The sequence below is a fragment of the Ensifer sp. genome, from assembly GCF_035999135.1.
Classification (GTDB): domain Bacteria; phylum Pseudomonadota; class Alphaproteobacteria; order Rhizobiales; family Rhizobiaceae; genus Ensifer.
On sequence record NZ_DASYGZ010000083.1, the window covers coordinates 62699 to 79897 of the forward strand.

The 17199-nt window shown below is 62.7% G+C and carries 21 protein-coding genes; 10 read left to right on the plus strand and 11 right to left on the minus strand.

All coding sequences use genetic code 11. The features are described 5' to 3' along the window. Window positions 1-11 precede the first annotated feature (11 nt). The 3 genes from VGO12_RS09725 (at window position 12) to VGO12_RS09735 (ending at window position 1643) form a co-directional block, all read left to right on the plus strand. Window positions 12-659, plus strand: a complete 648-nt coding sequence (locus VGO12_RS09725; protein ID WP_327512534.1) for a VIT1/CCC1 transporter family protein — start codon at window positions 12-14, stop codon at window positions 657-659. A 105-nt stretch (window positions 660-764) separates the two neighbouring features. Next, a complete protein-coding gene (locus VGO12_RS09730) occupies window positions 765-1214 on the plus strand; it encodes a VOC family protein (protein WP_327512535.1) in 450 nt (149 codons plus the stop codon). Between the two features lie 195 nt (window positions 1215-1409). Then, window positions 1410-1643, plus strand: a complete 234-nt coding sequence (locus tag VGO12_RS09735) for a hypothetical protein (protein ID WP_327512536.1) — start codon at window positions 1410-1412, stop codon at window positions 1641-1643. A 48-nt stretch (window positions 1644-1691) separates the two neighbouring features. Here VGO12_RS09735 and VGO12_RS09740 read toward each other — a convergent pair whose 3' ends face one another. Continuing rightward, a complete protein-coding gene (locus VGO12_RS09740) occupies window positions 1692-2384 on the minus strand; it encodes a uridylate kinase (RefSeq protein ID WP_327512537.1) in 693 nt (230 codons plus the stop codon). Between the two features lie 141 nt (window positions 2385-2525). Continuing rightward, entirely contained in the window at window positions 2526-3170 is a 645-nt protein-coding gene (locus tag VGO12_RS09745) for a GntR family transcriptional regulator (RefSeq protein ID WP_327512538.1), read from the minus strand. A gap of 281 nt (window positions 3171-3451) precedes the next feature. Between VGO12_RS09745 and VGO12_RS09750 the strand changes: the two genes are divergently transcribed. The 7 genes from VGO12_RS09750 to VGO12_RS09780 all read left to right on the plus strand — a co-directional run bounded on the left by VGO12_RS09750 (window position 3452) and on the right by VGO12_RS09780 (window position 9962). Beyond that, entirely contained in the window at window positions 3452-4876 is a 1425-nt protein-coding gene (locus VGO12_RS09750) for a M20 family metallopeptidase (protein WP_327512539.1), read from the plus strand. Between the two features lie 39 nt (window positions 4877-4915). Beyond that, complete coding sequence (locus VGO12_RS09755; protein ID WP_327512540.1) at window positions 4916-5635, plus strand: ABC transporter permease subunit; 720 nt, start codon at window positions 4916-4918, stop codon at window positions 5633-5635. Next, window positions 5635-6357, plus strand: coding sequence for an ABC transporter permease (locus VGO12_RS09760; RefSeq protein ID WP_327512541.1), 723 nt, complete (start codon window positions 5635-5637; stop codon window positions 6355-6357). Before VGO12_RS09755 ends, VGO12_RS09760 begins: the two co-directional genes overlap by 1 nt. Further along, a complete protein-coding gene (locus VGO12_RS09765; protein ID WP_327512542.1) occupies window positions 6354-7148 on the plus strand; it encodes an ABC transporter ATP-binding protein in 795 nt (264 codons plus the stop codon). The genes VGO12_RS09760 and VGO12_RS09765 overlap by 4 nt, the downstream gene beginning before the upstream one ends. A 64-nt stretch (window positions 7149-7212) precedes the next feature. Beyond that, entirely contained in the window at window positions 7213-8085 is an 873-nt protein-coding gene (locus VGO12_RS09770; RefSeq protein WP_327512543.1) for a transporter substrate-binding domain-containing protein, read from the plus strand. Window positions 8086-8669: 584 nt separating this feature from the next. Further along, complete coding sequence (locus VGO12_RS09775; protein WP_327512544.1) at window positions 8670-9632, plus strand: hypothetical protein; 963 nt, start codon at window positions 8670-8672, stop codon at window positions 9630-9632. Between the two features lie 90 nt (window positions 9633-9722). Further along, the gene (locus VGO12_RS09780; RefSeq protein WP_327512545.1) at window positions 9723-9962 is read left to right on the plus strand and encodes a hypothetical protein; all 240 of its coding nucleotides are present in this window, start codon (window positions 9723-9725) and stop codon (window positions 9960-9962) included. A 135-nt stretch (window positions 9963-10097) separates the two neighbouring features. Here the strand turns inward: VGO12_RS09780 and VGO12_RS09785 are convergent, their stop codons facing one another. The 9 genes from VGO12_RS09785 to VGO12_RS09825 all read right to left on the minus strand — a co-directional run bounded on the left by VGO12_RS09785 (window position 10098) and on the right by VGO12_RS09825 (window position 17192). Continuing rightward, window positions 10098-10307: a hypothetical protein gene (locus tag VGO12_RS09785; protein WP_327512546.1), complete on the minus strand. Its 210-nt coding sequence runs from the start codon at window positions 10305-10307 to the stop codon at window positions 10098-10100. A gap of 220 nt (window positions 10308-10527) precedes the next feature. Then, complete coding sequence (locus VGO12_RS09790) at window positions 10528-10839, minus strand: hypothetical protein (protein WP_327512547.1); 312 nt, start codon at window positions 10837-10839, stop codon at window positions 10528-10530. Window positions 10840-10942: 103 nt separating this feature from the next. After that, window positions 10943-11281 carry a hypothetical protein gene (locus VGO12_RS09795; RefSeq protein WP_327512548.1) on the minus strand — a complete coding sequence of 113 codons (339 nt, stop codon included), beginning with the start codon at window positions 11279-11281 and terminating at the stop codon, window positions 10943-10945. Between the two features lie 157 nt (window positions 11282-11438). Then, complete coding sequence (locus VGO12_RS09800) at window positions 11439-13511, minus strand: ASKHA domain-containing protein (RefSeq protein WP_327512549.1); 2073 nt, start codon at window positions 13509-13511, stop codon at window positions 11439-11441. A 144-nt stretch (window positions 13512-13655) separates the two neighbouring features. Beyond that, complete coding sequence (locus VGO12_RS09805; RefSeq protein WP_327512550.1) at window positions 13656-13988, minus strand: hypothetical protein; 333 nt, start codon at window positions 13986-13988, stop codon at window positions 13656-13658. 161 nt (window positions 13989-14149) lie between these two features. Beyond that, window positions 14150-15112 carry a methyltetrahydrofolate cobalamin methyltransferase gene (locus tag VGO12_RS09810; RefSeq protein ID WP_327512551.1) on the minus strand — a complete coding sequence of 321 codons (963 nt, stop codon included), beginning with the start codon at window positions 15110-15112 and terminating at the stop codon, window positions 14150-14152. A gap of 82 nt (window positions 15113-15194) precedes the next feature. Then, window positions 15195-16298, minus strand: coding sequence for a methylenetetrahydrofolate reductase (locus VGO12_RS09815; RefSeq protein ID WP_327512552.1), 1104 nt, complete (start codon window positions 16296-16298; stop codon window positions 15195-15197). Continuing rightward, window positions 16295-16897: a methylenetetrahydrofolate reductase C-terminal domain-containing protein gene (locus VGO12_RS09820; RefSeq protein ID WP_327512553.1), complete on the minus strand. Its 603-nt coding sequence runs from the start codon at window positions 16895-16897 to the stop codon at window positions 16295-16297. Before VGO12_RS09820 ends, VGO12_RS09815 begins: the two co-directional genes overlap by 4 nt. Continuing rightward, window positions 16890-17192 carry a virulence factor gene (locus VGO12_RS09825; RefSeq protein ID WP_327512557.1) on the minus strand — a complete coding sequence of 101 codons (303 nt, stop codon included), beginning with the start codon at window positions 17190-17192 and terminating at the stop codon, window positions 16890-16892. Before VGO12_RS09825 ends, VGO12_RS09820 begins: the two co-directional genes overlap by 8 nt. Window positions 17193-17199: the final 7 nt, after the last annotated feature.

Below are 17199 nucleotides of genomic sequence, written 5' to 3' on the forward strand. Positions count from 1 at the left end.
GGTTGCTGCCCGTGACCGACAAGCCGCGCGCCATCCTCGACCCGATCGACCGGCTGTCGGAGATCGTCTTCGGCCTGCTGATGGCGCTGACCTTTACCGGAACGATGAGCACGGTCACCGGAGAAGATGGCGGCGTCAGGGCGGTGCTCGTCGCCGCCTTTGGCTGCAACCTCGCTTGGGGCATCGTCGACGGCGTCATGTATGTGCTGGCAACGGTTGTCGAGCGCACGAGGCGCCAGGGCTTCATCGAGGCGCTCCGGCACGAGCCGCTGGAGCGCGCCCGCGAGATGTTTCTCGACAATCTGCCGGATGACGTGCGCCGGGTGTCCTCGCCCAGGGAGGCCGATGCGCTGCTCATGCGGGTGAGGGCGCTTGGCCATGATCCGAGACACAGAACCGTCACCGGCCGCGACCTGAAGGCCGCCTTTGCCATCTTCCTGCTCGTCGCCGTCTCGACGCTGCCGCCGAGCATCCCGTTTCTTTTCACCGACAATGTCGGTCTCGCCATGCGCCTTTCGAACGGTGTTGCGCTGGTCATGCTCTTCGTCATCGGCGCGCGGCTGGGACAGTATATGGGCCGCAGCCCCTGGCCGATGGCCTTTGCCATGGCGGCGATCGGCGCTGTCCTGGTGGTGATAACGATCGCGCTTGGGGGGTAGGGCGGAGCGACGCGCAGCTTGGGCCAAAAGGCCGCGTCGGATCACCGCAGGCTCTTTTGTTTTTCGTCCCAGCCGATAGGGTCGCCTTCCCACCGGGACTGCCACATGAAGCTTGCTCACATCAACTTGGTCGCCCGTAACGCGGACGCGCTCGCCGCGTTCTACGTGACCGTTCTGAAATGCGAGCCGCTTCGTGAACCGAGGACGTTATCAGGACAAAAGGTGGGGAGAGGCAATGGACTTGCGAACTGCGAGATCTACTCGATCTGGCTCAAATTCCCCGCTCTAGACAGTCCTTTCCTGGAAATCCACGAGTACAAGGTCATGCATGATCGCGACCAGCCAAGGGTGAACGAGCCCGGCCTTGGGCACCTGTCCTTCCAGATGGACGACATTCGCGTCGTGCTGTCGGCGATCATTCGGGCCGGTGGAAGCCAGATTGGCGAGATCACCGACTTCGGGTCGAAGGATCAGCCGTACCTCATTGCCTATGCGCGCGACCCTGAAGGCAACATTCTCGAGCTCGAACAGGCCGGGGATGGGGCGGCCAGCTGACTGTTCCAGAAAGAAGCGGCCATGCCGTCTCAAGTCACTGCAGCCCATACCCGGCCGCCTCCGACGCCGCATTTTGCAAAGCGGACGCGACACTCCGATCCATGCTCACCCATTGACGCCGGCGCTTTTCTTCCCAATAGGGTCAGGCCAACGACTGTGGCGCGCACCAGCCACACAGCAACAGGAGTGAAATCGTTGAGTGAACCGACCGTAGCCGAGGCAACAACCCGCATTTATGAATCGCTCAACGCGGACAATGCCGACATCGACCTGCATATCGCGACCCTCAAGGCAGCATTGGCGCGTGCGGGAGTGAAAGAAGCGGTGTTCGACCCGGCGAAGCTCGTGCAGAACAACCGTTCCGGCCGCAAGCTGATGCAGGCCTATTTTCGCCAGCGCGGCGTGACGGTGAAGTTCTCGGCTGAGTGAAGCCCCGCACCCAAGGGGCCCTGGCGGCCCCAACCAGTCATGTGCCTCTCAAGGCAACCTGCCGTTTGCCTTGATCGTCAGGTCAGGACGATCAAAATCATCATTGTTGAAGACAGCGTCCGCATTCAGGCTTGGCGCGCAAATGCGCTCGTAGAGACTGTATGCGGGCTGATATCGGGTCGCATAAAGCTGGCGCGCCGCGTCCATTCCCCCGAGCAGCTGGGCGTCGCGCTCAACGCCGCGCCGTTCGCAAACAGCCTCGGTGGTCTCGACAAAGATCGCCAAATCCCAGTTGCCTGACAGCTCAGGGCGCTGCAGGAACGTACCGTCCACGATGAGGATCGCATCAGCGGAAGCCATCTTTGCCTCCTCATCGATTGGTTCATCGTTCAAGAGATCAAAGGATGCCGTGCGATATGCGCGGCTACCATCCGGGCCGAGTGGCTCCAGAAGCAGCGCATTGATGGCAGGGAGATCACGCGCATCGTAATAGTATCCTTCTGGCGAGTTCCGCCCGCGCGCATAGCGTTCGGCTTTCGGCCTGTGGAAGCCATCGATGGACGTGCGAATTGCTTCCCTGCCGCTCGCAACAAGGATTTCGGAAAGTTCGTCCGCAAGCGTCGTTTTCCCGGAGGCGGTCCGTCCATCAATTGCAACCCGAATTGGTCTTGCGAAGGTGACTGTTGAGATCGCAGTAACAAGCGCCTGTAAAGCAGCCGCGCGGTTCGGATAGGACAACATAAAACTCCCTATGAAATCGAACGCGTAAGTAGCTGCTGCAATTGACAGTTTTACGTCACAACGGCCGCTCTTGGCGCAAAGTTTCCGGCCGCGGGGCGGCCAAGCGGCCGCCGGACCGGCGAAGCGCCTATCGGCAAGGGCTCACGCCTTCACCGGCGCCTGGCGGATGTGGATTTCGATCAGCCGCTTCAGTTCCTTGAGATCGCGAGCCTCCAGTGCGTCGACCATCAGGTGATGCTCGCGGGCCGACTGTTCGATGCGGGCGCGGGTGCGCCATTGCGAGACCGGGGCGGACGCCGTGCGCTGGCGGATTTCGGCGATAATGCCGACGAGTTCGATGTTGCCCGACAGCATGAGCAGGGCGCGGTGGAAGGCGAGGTTGGCGTCGTAGTGCTCCATGATCGAGCCGCGGAACGACATCTCGTCGAAGTTCTTGGCGAGGTCGCGCAATTCCCTGATGGAATTCGGCGTCGCGTTGGCGATCATCCGGTCGGCGACGCCGGTTTCCAGGATGACACGGATGTCACTGATCTCTCGGGTGCGCTGGTCGTCGAGTTCATAGACCTGGTAGCCGCGGTTGGGATTGTGCTGCACCAGGCGCTTTTGCGACAGCCGGTCCAGCGCGCGGCGCACCTCTGGCCTCGTGCAATCGTAGCGGCGTTCGAGATCGATCTGTTTCAGCCAGGTGCCGGCGGGAAGGGTGCCGGTCAGGATGTCGTGCAGCAGGAGGTCGGTCACGTCCTTCTTGTCGGTGGCTGCTTCCGTTTGCATCAGATCGTCGCTCATCGCCGGTCCTGTTTTTCTCATGTCGACTGCCACCCCTTTGCGGGGAATTGGCTCCATTTTTGGAGAAACTATGATGACGCCCAGGACAATTCAATCTGGGCGGCGTGGATTTTCTTGGTCAGTTTCAACGCCTTGAGTGGGCGCCTCGTCGCCGTGATGGGCAGCAAGACACGCTCTCGGCGCCAATTGAAATAATTCCTGATGCCACCCTTGTGTATCCAAAAATGATTCCGTAAATTGGCGCCAATTCTGGATACTATCATTGAGGGCGCCGGTAAACCATGAAGAATTCGCATGCCGTCTGGGAGATGCTCGAAGCCAAGCGCGATCAGTTCTTCGCGCTCAGCGATCGGGTTTGGGATACGCCGGAAACCAATTACGAAGAGTTCCGCTCGTCGGCCGAACACGCCACGCTGCTGGAAGCCGAGGGCTTCCGCGTCGCGCGCGGCGTTGCCGGCCTGCCGACCGCTGTCATGGGCGAGGCGGGCGAGGGCGGGCCCGTTATCGCCATCCTCGGCGAGTTCGACGCGCTGCCGGGTCTCAGCCAGGAGGCGGGTGTGCCGGAGGAACGGCCGCTCGTCGATGGCGGCAACGGCCATGGCTGCGGTCACAACCTGCTCGGCGCCGGCGCAATGATGGCGGCGACCGCAGTCAAGGATTATCTGGCGGCAAACGGCCTGAAGGGCCGGGTGCGCTACTACGGCTGCCCCGCCGAAGAGGGCGGTTCGTCCAAGGGCTTCATGGTGCGCGATGGCGTCTTCGACGATGTCGATATCGCCATCTCCTGGCACCCGGCCCCCTTTGCCGGCGTCAACAATCCGGTCTCGCTCGCCTGCAACGAGATCAACTTCCGCTTCCACGGCCGGGCATCGCACGCCTCTGCCGCTCCCCATCTCGGCCGTAGCGCGCTCGATGCCGTCGAGCTGATGAATGTCGGCGTCAACTATCTGCGCGAGCACATGCCGTCGTCGGCGCGCATCCACTATGCCGTGACGGACACGGGCGGCCACGCACCGAACGTGGTGCAGGCGCGCGCGACCGTGCGCTACCTCATCCGCGCCCGCAACCTGCCGGAACTGCTCGACCTTTCGGAACGGGTGCGCAAGGTCGCCGAAGGGGCGGCGCTGATGACCGGCACGACGGTCAGCGACGAGGTGATCAGCGGCGATGCCAACCTCGTCGGCAACACGCCGCTCGAGGCGCTGATGCACCGCCACCTCGAACATCTCGGGGCCCCGCAGTTCGACGACGCGGACCGGCAGATGGCCGCCCGATTCCAGGAGACTTTTACCGGCGAGGACATCGCCTCTGCCTTCGAACGTTTCGGCCTGAAACTGCGCCGTGGCATCGCCCTTTGCGACACGATCTTCCCGCCGGAAAGCGGCGCAGGCACGCTGGTCGGCTCCACCGATGTCGGCACCGTCAGCTGGGTGGTCCCGACCGTGCAGATGCGCGGCGCCACCTATGCGATCGGCACGCCCGGCCATTCGTGGCAACTGGTCGCCCAAGGCAAGCTGCCGGCCGCCCACAAGGGCATGGAACATGCGGCCAAGGTGATGGCGAGCACGGCGCTCGACCTGATCCTCGACCCCTCGCTGATCGAACAGGCCAAGGCCGATCACGCCGCACGGCTCGAAGGCACGCCCTTCGTCAACCCGATCCCCGACAACGTCAATCCGCCGCTGCCCGAGGGCCGCCATGAATAGTGCGTTCTCAAAGGCAATGGTATTGCGGGAGGCAAGCCTTTGACGGAGCCAGGTATCCTCGACATCATCAGTTTCGGGCCTGACGGCTGGGGCCATGCGCTCGCCGTCGGCGCCTGGATGACCATCCTCATTGCGCTCGCCGGTTTTGCGATCGGCGCCGTCATCGGCACCTTCGGCGCCTGGGCGAAGATCTCCGGCGGACCGGTCACCCGCATGGTGGCTGAAACCTACACCACGGTGCTGCGCGGCCTTCCGGATCTCTTGGTCATCTACCTCTTCTATTTCGGCGGCAGTGCCGCCGTCACCGCCATCGGCCAGGCTTTTGGCGCCGAGGGCTTCGTCAGCTTCCCGGGCTTCCTTGCCGGCGCCCTTGCCGTCGGCGTCACCTCGGGCGCGCAGCAGACTGAGGTTTTCCGCGGCGCCTTCCGCGCGGTCACGCCGGGCGAACTGGAGGCGGCGACGGCTTGCGGCATGGGGCGGTTGCTGAAATTTCGCCGCATCACTGCGCCGTTGACGCTCCGTCACGCCCTTCCGGGCCTCGGCAATGTCTGGCAGGTGGTCTTGAAGGAATCGGCGCTGGTGTCGGTCACAGGCGTCGTCGAGCTTCTGCGCCAGTCCCAGATCGGTGCCGGCTCCACCGGCCGCCCCTTCGATTTCTTCTTCATCGCCGCACTCGTCTATCTCGCGATCTCCACCGTTTCCGGCCTGCTTCTGCAGCTCAGCGAACGGCGTCTGTCGCGCGGCGTCAGGAGGGGCTGATGGATATCAAATTTGCTCTTGAAACCTTCCTCAGCCTCGTCTCGGCCCTGCCGCTGACGATCGAGCTGGCAGTGACGTCGGTCGCGCTCGGTTCGGTGCTCGCCATGCTTCTGGCGTTGTCGCGGCTGTCGGGCATCCTGGTGCTCGACCTTTTTGCCCGCGCCTATGTGTTTCTGTTCCGCGGCACGCCGCTGCTCGTGCAGATCTTCCTGATCTACTATGGCCTCAGCCAGTTTCCGGCGGTGCGCCACAGCATCTTCTGGCCTGTTCTGCGCGAGCCCTACTGGTGCGCGGTGCTGGCGCTGATGCTCAACACCGCCGCCTATGCGAGCGAGATCATTCGCGGCGGCCTGCTTTCGGTGCCGCACGGCCAGGTGGAGGCGGCGCGCGCCTGCGGAATGGGGCGCCTGATGATCTTCCGCCGCATCGTCGCTCCGCAGGCGCTTCGCCAGGCGCTGCCGGGCTACGGAAACGAGGTGATCTCGATGATCAAGGCGACGTCGCTTGCCTCGATCATCACCCTGATGGAAGTGACCGGCGTTGCCGCCCGCATCATCTCCGAGACCTATCGCGTCATCGAGGTCTTCGTCGTTGCCGGCGCGATCTATCTTGCCATCAACTTTATCCTGACGCGGCTCGTCGCTTTTGCCGAGCACCGGCTGAATCCGCAATCGCGCCCGCCGCTGGCCATCTCTGGGGCGCTCAAGGGAGAAATGCAGTGAACATCTCCGCCAACCTGAATGCGCCGGCGACGGCAAATGTCGCCATCCGCGTGTGCGATCTGCACAAGAGCTTCGGGCCCGTCGAGGTGCTGAAGGGCGTCTCGCTCGAAGCACGCGAAGGCGAGGTGATCTCGATCCTCGGCTCGTCCGGCTCCGGCAAGTCGACACTGCTTCGCTGCATCAACATGCTTGAGGTTCCGAACTCCGGCACCATCGAGGTGGCCGGCGAGGCGATCGGGCTGAAGACGCAGAGCGACGGCAGAAGCCGCCCGGCCAACCAGAAGCAGGTGGACCGCATCCGTTCCGAACTCGGCATGGTGTTCCAGAGCTTCAATCTCTGGTCCCACAAGACCGTGCTCGAAAACGTCATCGAGGCGCCGGTGCATGTCTTGAAGCGGTCGCGAAGGGAGGCGATCGAAGAGGCAGAGGCGCTGCTTGCCAAGGTGGGCATTGCCGACAAGCGCAACCATTATCCTGCGCACCTCTCGGGTGGCCAACAGCAACGGGCGGCGATTGCCCGGGCGCTCGCGATGCGCCCGAAAGCGATGCTCTTCGACGAGCCGACTTCGGCGCTCGACCCCGAACTCGTCGGCGAAGTGCTGCGCGTCATGCGCGGGCTGGCGGAAGAGGGCCGCACGATGCTCGTCGTCACCCACGAGATGGGCTTTGCCCGCGACGTGTCGAGCCGGGTCGTGTTCCTGCACAAGGGCGCGATCGAGGAGGAGGGTGCGCCTGAGGAGGTGTTCACCCGCTCGAAGTCCGAGCGCTTCCGCCAGTTCATCAACAGTTGAGGCCGGGCCTGTCACTGGCACGACCGAAGCAAGCCGTTACCATAGCAAAAAGGGGAATATCTGCATGAAGAAGCATAACCGCGTGAAGACGGGCGCAATCACGGCTGCGGCGCTTGCCGTTGCCGCCGGCGTCCTTTCCGCACCGGCTCAGGCCGAGCAGAAGACGTGGACCAAGGTTACCATTGCCACCGAAGGCGCGTTTCCGCCCTATAATCTCACCAAGCCGGACGGTACGCTCGACGGTTACGAGATCGAGCTCAGCAAGATCCTGTGCGCGCACATGAAGGTGGAATGCACCGTCGTGCCGCAGGCATTCGACGGCCTGATCCCGGCGCTCAACGCCGGCAAGTTCGACGCCATCATGGCCGGCATGTCGGCGACCGAAAAGCGCAAGGAAGTCATCGACTTTTCGATCTCCTACGGCAGCACCGGCCAGGCCTTCGCCACGATCAAGGGCGGGGAACTCGAAACCTTGCCGATGAAGGGCGAACTGTTCTCGCTCGCATCCAACGAGGCCGGCGCCCGCAAGGCGGTGGACGAGTTGAAGCCGCTCGTCGAAGGCAAGACCATCGGCGTCCAGACGGCCTCGATCGCGGCGCGCTTCATCGACGAGTACCTGAAGGACGTGGTCGAGGTGCGTGAATACAAGACGACCGAGCAGCACGACCTCGATCTGATCGCCGGCCGCGTCGACTTCGTCATGGCCTCGATGGGCTACCTGATGACATCGGTCGAAAAGCCGGCCAACAGCGACATGGTCATCACCGGCCCGCGCTTCCAGGGCGGCTTCCTCGGCGCCGGCAGCTCGGTTGGCCTGCGCAAGAGCGACCCGGAGCTGAAGGCGCTGTTTGACGACGCCATCAAGGCCGCCAAGGCCGACGGCACCATCAAGCGCCTCTCGGAAAAGTGGTTCGGCTTCGACCTGACGCCGCAATAAGTGGCAACCTGAAATCGCTGTAAACCAGGCGCCGCGCGTTCGAAGAATGCGCGGCGCTTTCGTGTTCGAGACTTGTTTCGAACACAATCGCCCCGTATAGACACGCCCATCGGTATTGTTATGAGCGCTGAAACCTTTCGCCGCTCGCAATCGCCGCGTCGCATTAGACTTTTGACCACGGATGTACTGGCACGGGTGTAAGAGCGATGATGAGGAAGGTCGGTGCGGTTTCGCCCCGGCCTTTTTTGTTGCCCGCGTTTGTGATTCCGGCCCGGCATCCGCGGCGACCTGACAGGCCGCGCGCACCGTCAAGGGGCTCGTCCGGTTGAAGAAAAGCCGTGCGCCCGCCAGCCGTCAGCGCGACATTGCCCAACAATGTCAAGAAGTTCTGCAATATCAGCGGTGTGCTTCGGGGCAGTGCCGAAGGCCTTAAGAGACGCGTGCGCACGAACGGTCAGAAACGTTCCCCGCCGTAGTCCGCTGCTGCTCGTTTCGTTCCGCTTCGTTCTTCACTCTTCTGCGGATGCCTGATAACATTAAAATATTCTTATATATCCGCGGGCAGATTGACGATGTGGATAGTATTGTATGTTGTTCTGGCCGCGGCGGTAATCTCGCCGTTTTTTCTGCGCCGGTACTTTCCTGAAGAATTCGAAGGTATTCGAACTCTGTGCTGGCTTGTCTGGTGCTGGATCTACGTAATACGCTTCCGTATTCGCTTCTGGCTGCAGTCGGTCTTCGGCCAGACGGCTTCCGGTGTGCTGTTCGTGGCCAGCGCCTACATTTTGTTTGAAGTGCTCCTGGCGTTTCTGCGCCTCGTGACCCACCAGTCGGCCGAGCACGCGCCCGGCGAGGCCACCGAGACGCCCCAGGGGCTTTGGGGCCGGGTGATCTCGTCTCTTCCAGTCCTGCCGATCCTGCCGTTCTGGGTGGATGTCGTCATCGTGGTGCTGGCGCTGCTGGTCGTGCGCCACCACTGGAAGGAATGGAGAATTCGCGGACGGGAAGCGACGATGCCGGCCGAGATGGCGGCCTTGCTTGCGAGTTCCAGAGCCTATCTGAGGTCGGGCCGCGTCGACAAGAAGACGTTCTTCGATCTGGTCATGGAAACGACGACCAAAATCCTCGGCGTCGGCCGCAAGAACAAGACCTTCTGCTTCTCGATGATGGAGGTAGACGAGGCGTCCGGAAGCATGTCGGTCGTCTGCGCCTATCCGCCGGCGTTTTACGAGGACGTCAAGGACGCAAGGCTATCCGTCGAGAGAAGTGCGGCCGGGGCGTCATACAAGAAGCAGGCGCCGATCTACATTCCGTCGACGAAGCATTTGGCCGGGATCAACATGAGCACCTACCGGTGCGTTGGTTTGATATTCGACTACAGTGTTGATCTCGATAAGCATCCGTCGCTGATGTGCATACCCGTTATAAGCGAAGGAAAAACGCGCGCAATCATCAATGTATCTTGCGGTGGCAAGCGTGCTTTCGTTCCGATCGACTTTTATATCGTCATGTTTTCTGCAGCTCTATTGTCCTATTCGTACGAATAGGCCGGCAAAATTCACAGAAATTTGACAGGTTGGCGAAAAATCCGGTATAATTTTTAGCAATAAGACCAACAAGCGAAAGCGAGATTGACGATGTCGACCGCAGCCGAACAGCAGTTGGAACCATCGACAGCGTCCGGCACACTTGCCGCGACCCCACCTCCCTTCAATCTTCTCGAGGACTTGCGCCAGATCTGGCGCGAGTGGCGAAGGCTGCGCGACTGGCAAAAAACACAGCCGGCCGAGACCGAAGCTGCCCCGGTGGTGACGCCTGCGCCAAGCGCGAGACCGCTTGCCCATGCCGCGTGCCACCAGACATCGGACGCGGCCTGACTTTCACCAAAGCCTGACCCCCAAGGGGGTTCCCGTTTGCACGCGACCAGCGCGCGTGGCGGATGGTGAGCGCGTTGAACCGCCAGACATCGATCGATCGAACTTTGAGGGCGGCTCTAGTCGCCCTCAAAGACGTCAATCGTGGTTCGAGATCCTGCCTCTCTGACGGTTGTCATTGGGCTTGGGGTTTCTGCCGGGGTTGCCGGGCTTGTTGACCCCGCCGGCAAGTTCCAATGCCTTGACGGTCTTGGCCAACGGCTTTGTTTCGGCGGGCACGGGCGAAACGGTTGCGAAGGCGGAGCCCGCAAAAGCGAGCGCCGCCGCCACGGCGACGATGATGTTCATGGGTTGTCTCCTCGGTTCAGGCCACCTGCAATGCGGCAGGCATCCCGGGGGTAGACCCGCTGCTGCTCGGGGGACATACGGCAGTTGCCGTATTTCGACCCGGTGACCACCCGTCAATGACGGAAATGGTTAGCTGGAGCTTAAACGCGTGGCGCCCACCGCCTCTGTTGGAAGGGGTGGGCGCGTCTCATGACTGCGGAAGGCGAGAGCGTTGAGCCGGCTATTTGGTCGGCGTCGGCCTCACGAGCGTGACCACGCGCGGCTTCGACGGCGCGTCCAGCCATTCGATCCACTTGTCCCGTTCCTCGATCGTGTCGAAGAACCGCCAGAGCTTGTAGTCCTCTTCGGTGGTCTGCAGCATCTCGCCGATCGAGACCAGCTCCATCGGCAGTTCCACTTCGTTGCCGTCGTAGCGAATGAAGTAGATGCCTTCGGCGGCCATACGGATGACCTGGCCGGTGCCGTAGGTGCCATCCGGATCGTCGACCGTGAAGTACATGCCGGTCAGGGTGTCGAGAATCTTGTTGTTCATCGGTTCGAATGCCAGTTCAGGAAAATGCGATTGGTCTGACGTTCGCCCGCCACCGGGATTAAGGCAAGCGGGAATCTCGATGCGTCCACATTCGCGCACTGGGTTAGAGGGCGGATCGATCACGGCCTTCGACTGCCGCTTCTTTTGGAAGCGTCATCTCATAGAGCGTTGAGCTGAACGGCAGGGGCACGAATCCGGCGGCCATGACCTGATCGGCGACGGTACATTCGCAAAAATAGCCAGACCTTCCGACCCGCTCACAATAGGCCTTCGGGCTGTCGAGTATCTTGGCCTCGTAATCGAGGCCGCGAAACACGACCATGGTAAAGCCCGGTTGATCCGTGCGCAGTGACGGGACAATGACCAGTGCTGGCCGTATGAAGAAGGCAAAGCTCGTCGTGATGGTGATCAGGAGCGCAAGCCAACGCGCGAGAGTCGTCATTTGTACCAGCCTGTTGTCCGCTCAAGCTATAGCTGAAGAAAGCAGGAAGACAACTCGGGCGTGTATAGTTGGTTAATCGCGCGGACCGGTGAGTGGCAATTTCCGACGGGGAGGCTCTGAAGGCAGCGAACCCGGTTCGATCCCGCGCGATGCCGACCTACTCCCGGCTGCGCCTGCGACGACGACCGCCACCCTCGCCATCATCGCCGCTCACCTTGCGCTCCGGCAGCGTCACCACCGTAGAAAGCTTCGGGAACGTATCCACCTTGTTGGGAATCGCCATGGCGTTGACGAAATGCTCCTGGAACTTTGATTCAAGCGCCGTCTCGATCTTCTCGATCTTGCTGACGGTTTGCTCGATCTCGCGGCGGTGGCCGCGGTTCAGGAGCGCCATGAGCGCGCCGGTGCCGGCGGCGTTGCCGACGGCCTTGACCTCGTCGAGGTCGCAGTCCGGAATGAGGCCCAGCACCATCGCGTATTTCGGATCGATGAACGAGCCAAAGGCGCCGGCGAAGCGGATGGTGTCGACGTGGTCGATATCGAGCTTTTCCATGAGCAGCTTGATGCCGGCGTAAAGGGCGGCCTTCGCAAGCTGGATGGCGCGGATGTCGTTCTGCGTCACGGTGATGCGCGGTTCGCCGTCGTGCAGAAGATAGGAGAAGGTGCGGCCGTTCGGCACGATGCGCGGGCTTCTTGCCGCCATCGCGCCATCGACGACGCCGTCCTCGGAGATAATCCCGGAAAGATACATCTCGGCGACGATCTCGATGATCGCCGAGCCGCAGATGCCGGTAACGCCGACGGAGGCGGCTGCCTCGGCAAAGCCGTCCTCGTCCGACCACTTGTCGACGCCGATCACCCGGAAGCGCGGCTCGAGCGTGACGGGATCGATGCGCACGCGCTCGATCGCGCCCGGTGCCGCACGCTGGCCCGACGAGATTTCAGCGCCCTCGAAGGCGGGGCCGGTCGGCGAGGACGCAGCAACGACGCGGTCCTTGTTGCCAAGCACGATCTCGGCATTGGTGCCGACATCGACGAGCAGCATCATCTTGTCCTGGCGGTAGGGGCCTTCGGCAAGCGTCGCGCCCGCAGCATCCGCGCCGACATGGCCGGCAATGCAGGGCAGCATGTAGAGCCTGGCGCCGCGGTTGACGTCGATGTCGATCTCGTGCGCCCAGTATTGCAGCGCGCCGGACACGGCGAGCGCAAACGGCGCCTGGCCGAGTTCCGTCGGGTCGATGCCGAGGAACAGGTGGTGCATGATCGGGTTGCCGACGAAGACCATGTCGAGAATGTCGTGACGGTCGATCTCGCCTTCGGCACAGACCTTGCCGATCAGGCCGTTGATCGCCTCGCGCACCGCCTTGGTCATGGCTTCGCGACCGTCCGGGTTCATCATCACGTAGGAGACGCGGCTCATCAGGTCTTCGCCGAAGCGGATCTGCGGGTTGGAAGCGCCGGACGAGCCGACGATGCGGCCGGACAAGAGCGACACCAGATGCATGGCAATGGTGGTCGAGCCGATGTCGCAGGCAACACCATAGGCCTCGTTCTTCAGGCCGGGCCACAGGCCGACGATGAAGGGACGGGATGAATCCATGTCGCGGTGGATCGCAGCGGTCACCGCCCAGTTGCCCTTGCGCAGGATGCCCTGGACCTGCGGGATCAGGTGCGGCGCGATCAACAGATCCTTCCAGCCCCAGTCCTTTTCCAGCATCACCTTCAGGCGGTCGAGGTCGCCGAGCGGCTTGTGCATGTCGGGCTCGTCCACCTCGACATAGCAGAGCTGGACGGCGGCATTGCGCTCGATCACCCGGTCGGTCGCAGCCTTGCGCACGACCTGGGCGTTGATGACGGTGTCCTGCGGCACGTCGATGACGAGGTCGCCGAGGATCTGGGTGGAACAGGAGAGGCGGCGGCCATCGGGAAGGCCGCGGATTTTTTCGTAGCGCTCTTCCTTGGCGCCCTTTTCCGAAATGTGGTCGAGCGAGGAGACGATCTTGTGCTTGGCGAAATTGCCTTCCTGCACCTCGATCTGACAGCGCCCGCAGGTGGCGCGCCCGCCGCACACGCTTTCGACATAGACGCCGAGCTTGCGGGCGGCATCGAGTACCGGCGTGCCGACCGGGAAACGGCCGCGCTTGCCCGAGGGCATGAACAGCACCAGAGGGTCCTTCTGCACGGCTTCGCTCATGTTGGTCTCGATCTCGGATGTGCCTTCGATGCGCATGCTCTCAAGTCTTTCGTCAGGTCCGCTTCAATGGGGTAAGCGAAACACGGCTAAACGGTTTCAGACTGCACCGGAACGGCGCCCGATAGTTGTCCAATCCCGACATGAAAATATCTGTTCGAGCGCCCAGAGTGACCGGTCAGCCTACTTGCGCGACAGCCGCCGGGCGTTGCTGCGCACCCGCTTGCCATAGGGCCTGAGCGCTGCCGACGCAATCGCCGTTCCGTGGCCGGATGCCGTGCCGCCAGTCATCAGCCGCAAGGTGTTGTCGAAGGCGGCTTTCCAGAGCGCGACATTGACCGCCACCATGCTTTCGGCCGTCGCGGCAACCTTCTCGGAGATCATGCGATGAAGCTCGTTCACGTCCTGTGTCCGGCCGGTCAGTGCGGCCATCTGCATTTCCTGCAGCCGGACGGCAATCACGAACGGGGCTTCGAACCAGAGGGATGCGGCATCGAGGCGAAGGCTGCGTGTCATCTGAGGTCTCCACGTTTGCATTGCCGGATGGAAATATCGACGTCTGTCAGTACCTGTGCCCAAATCGCCAGCTGTCAACGGTGAAAGGGAGAGGAAAAAGAGCGGCGCGGCTGGCCTCCCAATCTCCGTCTCCCTTCGCGTGTTTTAGCTTCGAACCAGGATTATTCGCTCGCAGCAGCACCGCCGGTGCGAGCCGCGCGACCGCCGCGACGTCCGCCGGAGGCGGCAGCCGGTGCTGCAGCCACGACATGGCCGCCATCGGCCGGTTTGTGGTCGCGGTAGGTCTTGATCCAGTGGGTGCAGTTCGGGTCGGTGCCGTTCAAGACGTTTGCGGCGCGCACCGCTTCCATTTCCTGCGGGCGGCAGGGGTTCATGATCGCGGACGTCATGCCGGCGCCGATGACCATCGGGATGAAGCCGGCATTGATGCCGTGGCGGTGCGGCAGGCCGAAGGAGATGTTGGAGAGGCCGCAGGTGGTGTTGACCTTCAGCTCTTCGCGCAGCCGCCGCAGAAGCGCAAACACCTGCTGGCCGGCGGTGCCCATGGCGCCGATCGGCATCACCAGCGGGTCGACGACGATGTCGTGCGGCTTGATGCCGAAGTCGGCGGCGCGCTCGACGATCTTCTTGGCAACGGCAAAGCGCACGTCCGGATCTTCGGAAATGCCGGTTTCGTCGTTGGAGATCGCCACAACTGGCACGTCGTATTTCTTGCAGAGCGGCAGGATCGCCTCGAGCTTCTCTTCCTCGCCGGTGACGGAGTTGACGAGGGGCCGTCCCTTGGCGACGCGCAGTGCGGCCTCGATGGCGGCCGTCACCGAACTGTCGATCGACAGCGGCACGTCGACGAGGCCCTGGACGATCTCGAGCGTCTTGACCAGCAGCGGCGGCTCGGTCTCGTTCGGGTTGACGGCGGTCACCCCGGCATTCACGTCGAGCATCGTCGCGCCGGCTGCGACCTGCTCCAGCGCGTCCTTGATGACCGTGTCGAAGTTGCCTTCGATCATCTCGGCGGCAAGCTTCTTGCGGCCGGTCGGGTTGATGCGTTCGCCGATGACGCAGAACGGCTGATCGAAGCCGATGATGATCTCGCGGGTGGCGGAGGCGACGATGGTCCGGGTCATGAAGGGTCCTTTGTCCTGGCGGGGGCTATGTAAACATGCCCATGAAGTCGATGATAGGCGCCTTTTGATCGGCGCCCGTTGTTCAGTGTGAATGATTGGGCGAGTGATGGGCCGCGGCTTCGGCCATCTGCTGCTGGTTTTCTTCCTTGCCCTCGCGAATGTGTTCCAGGCGCTCGGCCACAACCGCATCCGCGGGCAACGTCTCGTGTTTCCAGGGCTTGCGGCCCTTCAAGACGCCCGATTCATGCACGATTTCAGCGACATATTCTTCCTGGCGATAGGCCATGACGTGGATGCCGGAGACGCCTTCGATCTCCTTGACCTCGTTGATGATGTCGATGCAGAGCTGCTTGCCTTCCTTCTTCTGGTCCTGCGCGCCTTCAAGTCGGGCAATCACGCTGTCGGGGATATGGATGCCCGGCACGTTGGAGCGGATCCAGCGGGCGGTCTTGGCCGATGCCATGGGACCGACGCCGACGAGGATGTAGCATTTCTCGTGCAAGCCGAGGTCGCGCACCTTCTTCATGTATTCGCGGAACATCGGCACATCGAAGCAGTACTGGCTCTGCACGAACTGCGCACCCGCCTCGATCTTCTTGGCGAGACGATAGGGTCGGAAATCGTAAGGCGGCGCGAAAGGGTTGATGGCAGCGCCGAGAAAAACCTGCGGCGGGGTCGTCAGCTTGCGGCCCGAAAGGAACTTCGAGTTGTCGCGCATGATGCGCACGGTTTCGAGCAGCGACATGCAGTCGAGGTCGAAGACGGGCTTTGCGCCCGGCTGGTCGCCGGCCTGCACGCCGTCGCCCGTCAGGCACATGATGTTCTGCACGCCCATGGCCGACGCGCCGAGCACGTCACCCTGGATGGCGATGCGGTTCTTGTCGCGGCAGGCGATCTGCATGATCGGCGCGTAGCCCATGCGGGTCAGGAGCGCGCAGATGCCGACAGACGACATGTGGCAGTTGGCGCCCGATGCGTCGACCGCGTTGATGCCGTCGACCCAGCCGTCGAAGATGGCGGCGCGCTCGTAGACGTCCTGCGGATTGGCGCTGTCGGGCGGGTTGAGCTCGGCCGTCACCGCGAATTCGCCACGGCGCAGCACACGTTCAAGCCGGCCGCGGGAGGAGTGGCCGGGCAGGGGCTCGAGCGGCGCGCCGGGATCGAAGGGATTGATGTCGGGGGTCATGCCTGGCCTTCCCTGGATGCCGCTTCACGGCGGGCAGCGGCTTCCGCCGTCACGCGCAGCCAGGACGAGGTTTCACGCAGCGACTGGTTGACCGGCTTCTGCACGTTCAAAATGGCGTTGCCCCTCTCCATGTTCTGCGAGCCCTTCCACGCCTGCACCCAGACGCAGGGCATATCCGGCTCGACCTCGCAATTGCCGTTGGCGCGCACGCCGCCGCAGGGGCCGTTGCGCAACTGCTTCGGACAGTTCATCGGGCAGGACATGCCGGTCGATGACAGCGCGCACTGGCCGCACATGCGACAGTCGAACAGGAAGCCCTTGACGTGCCGCTCGACGAAAGTGACCGGCCGCTCCACCCGACCATAGCCGATGGCGTTCCAGAGTGGATGAAGCAGCAGGAACAGGTCGGCGAAGCGGTGGTAGAACCATTCGAGGAAGCGTGAATTCCTGACCGCCCATAGACGGACGGTGTATTTGTGGCGCGAGCGACGGCTTGGCGAGACGCCGGATGGCGTGAAGGCGCCGGTCGCGGCCTTGGCGCCCGGTGCCGCATTGCCCTTCAGGATCTTCGGTTCGCCGGATGGTTTGGCGTCAGCCATTGTCGCGGCCTCCGGCCTTGACGAGGGCCACCAGGCGCTCGCGGTCATAGGCAGCTTCGAGTTCGGCGGCGGCGCTATCGGCTTCCGCCTCCAGATCGTCGGAGACCGGCACCGGATCGGCCTTGCGCCATTCGGCGAGATAATCGTCGGTCTCGGCAGCGCCGGTGCGCATGGCGCACATGTCGATCGCCTCGGTGAAGCGCAGCGACAGCTCGCGTTTCGCCGTCGTGCGGCCCTTCTTGATGATGACCTGGGCCGGAATGTCGCGCCAGTAGACGATAATGCGATCTGCCATCGGGTGT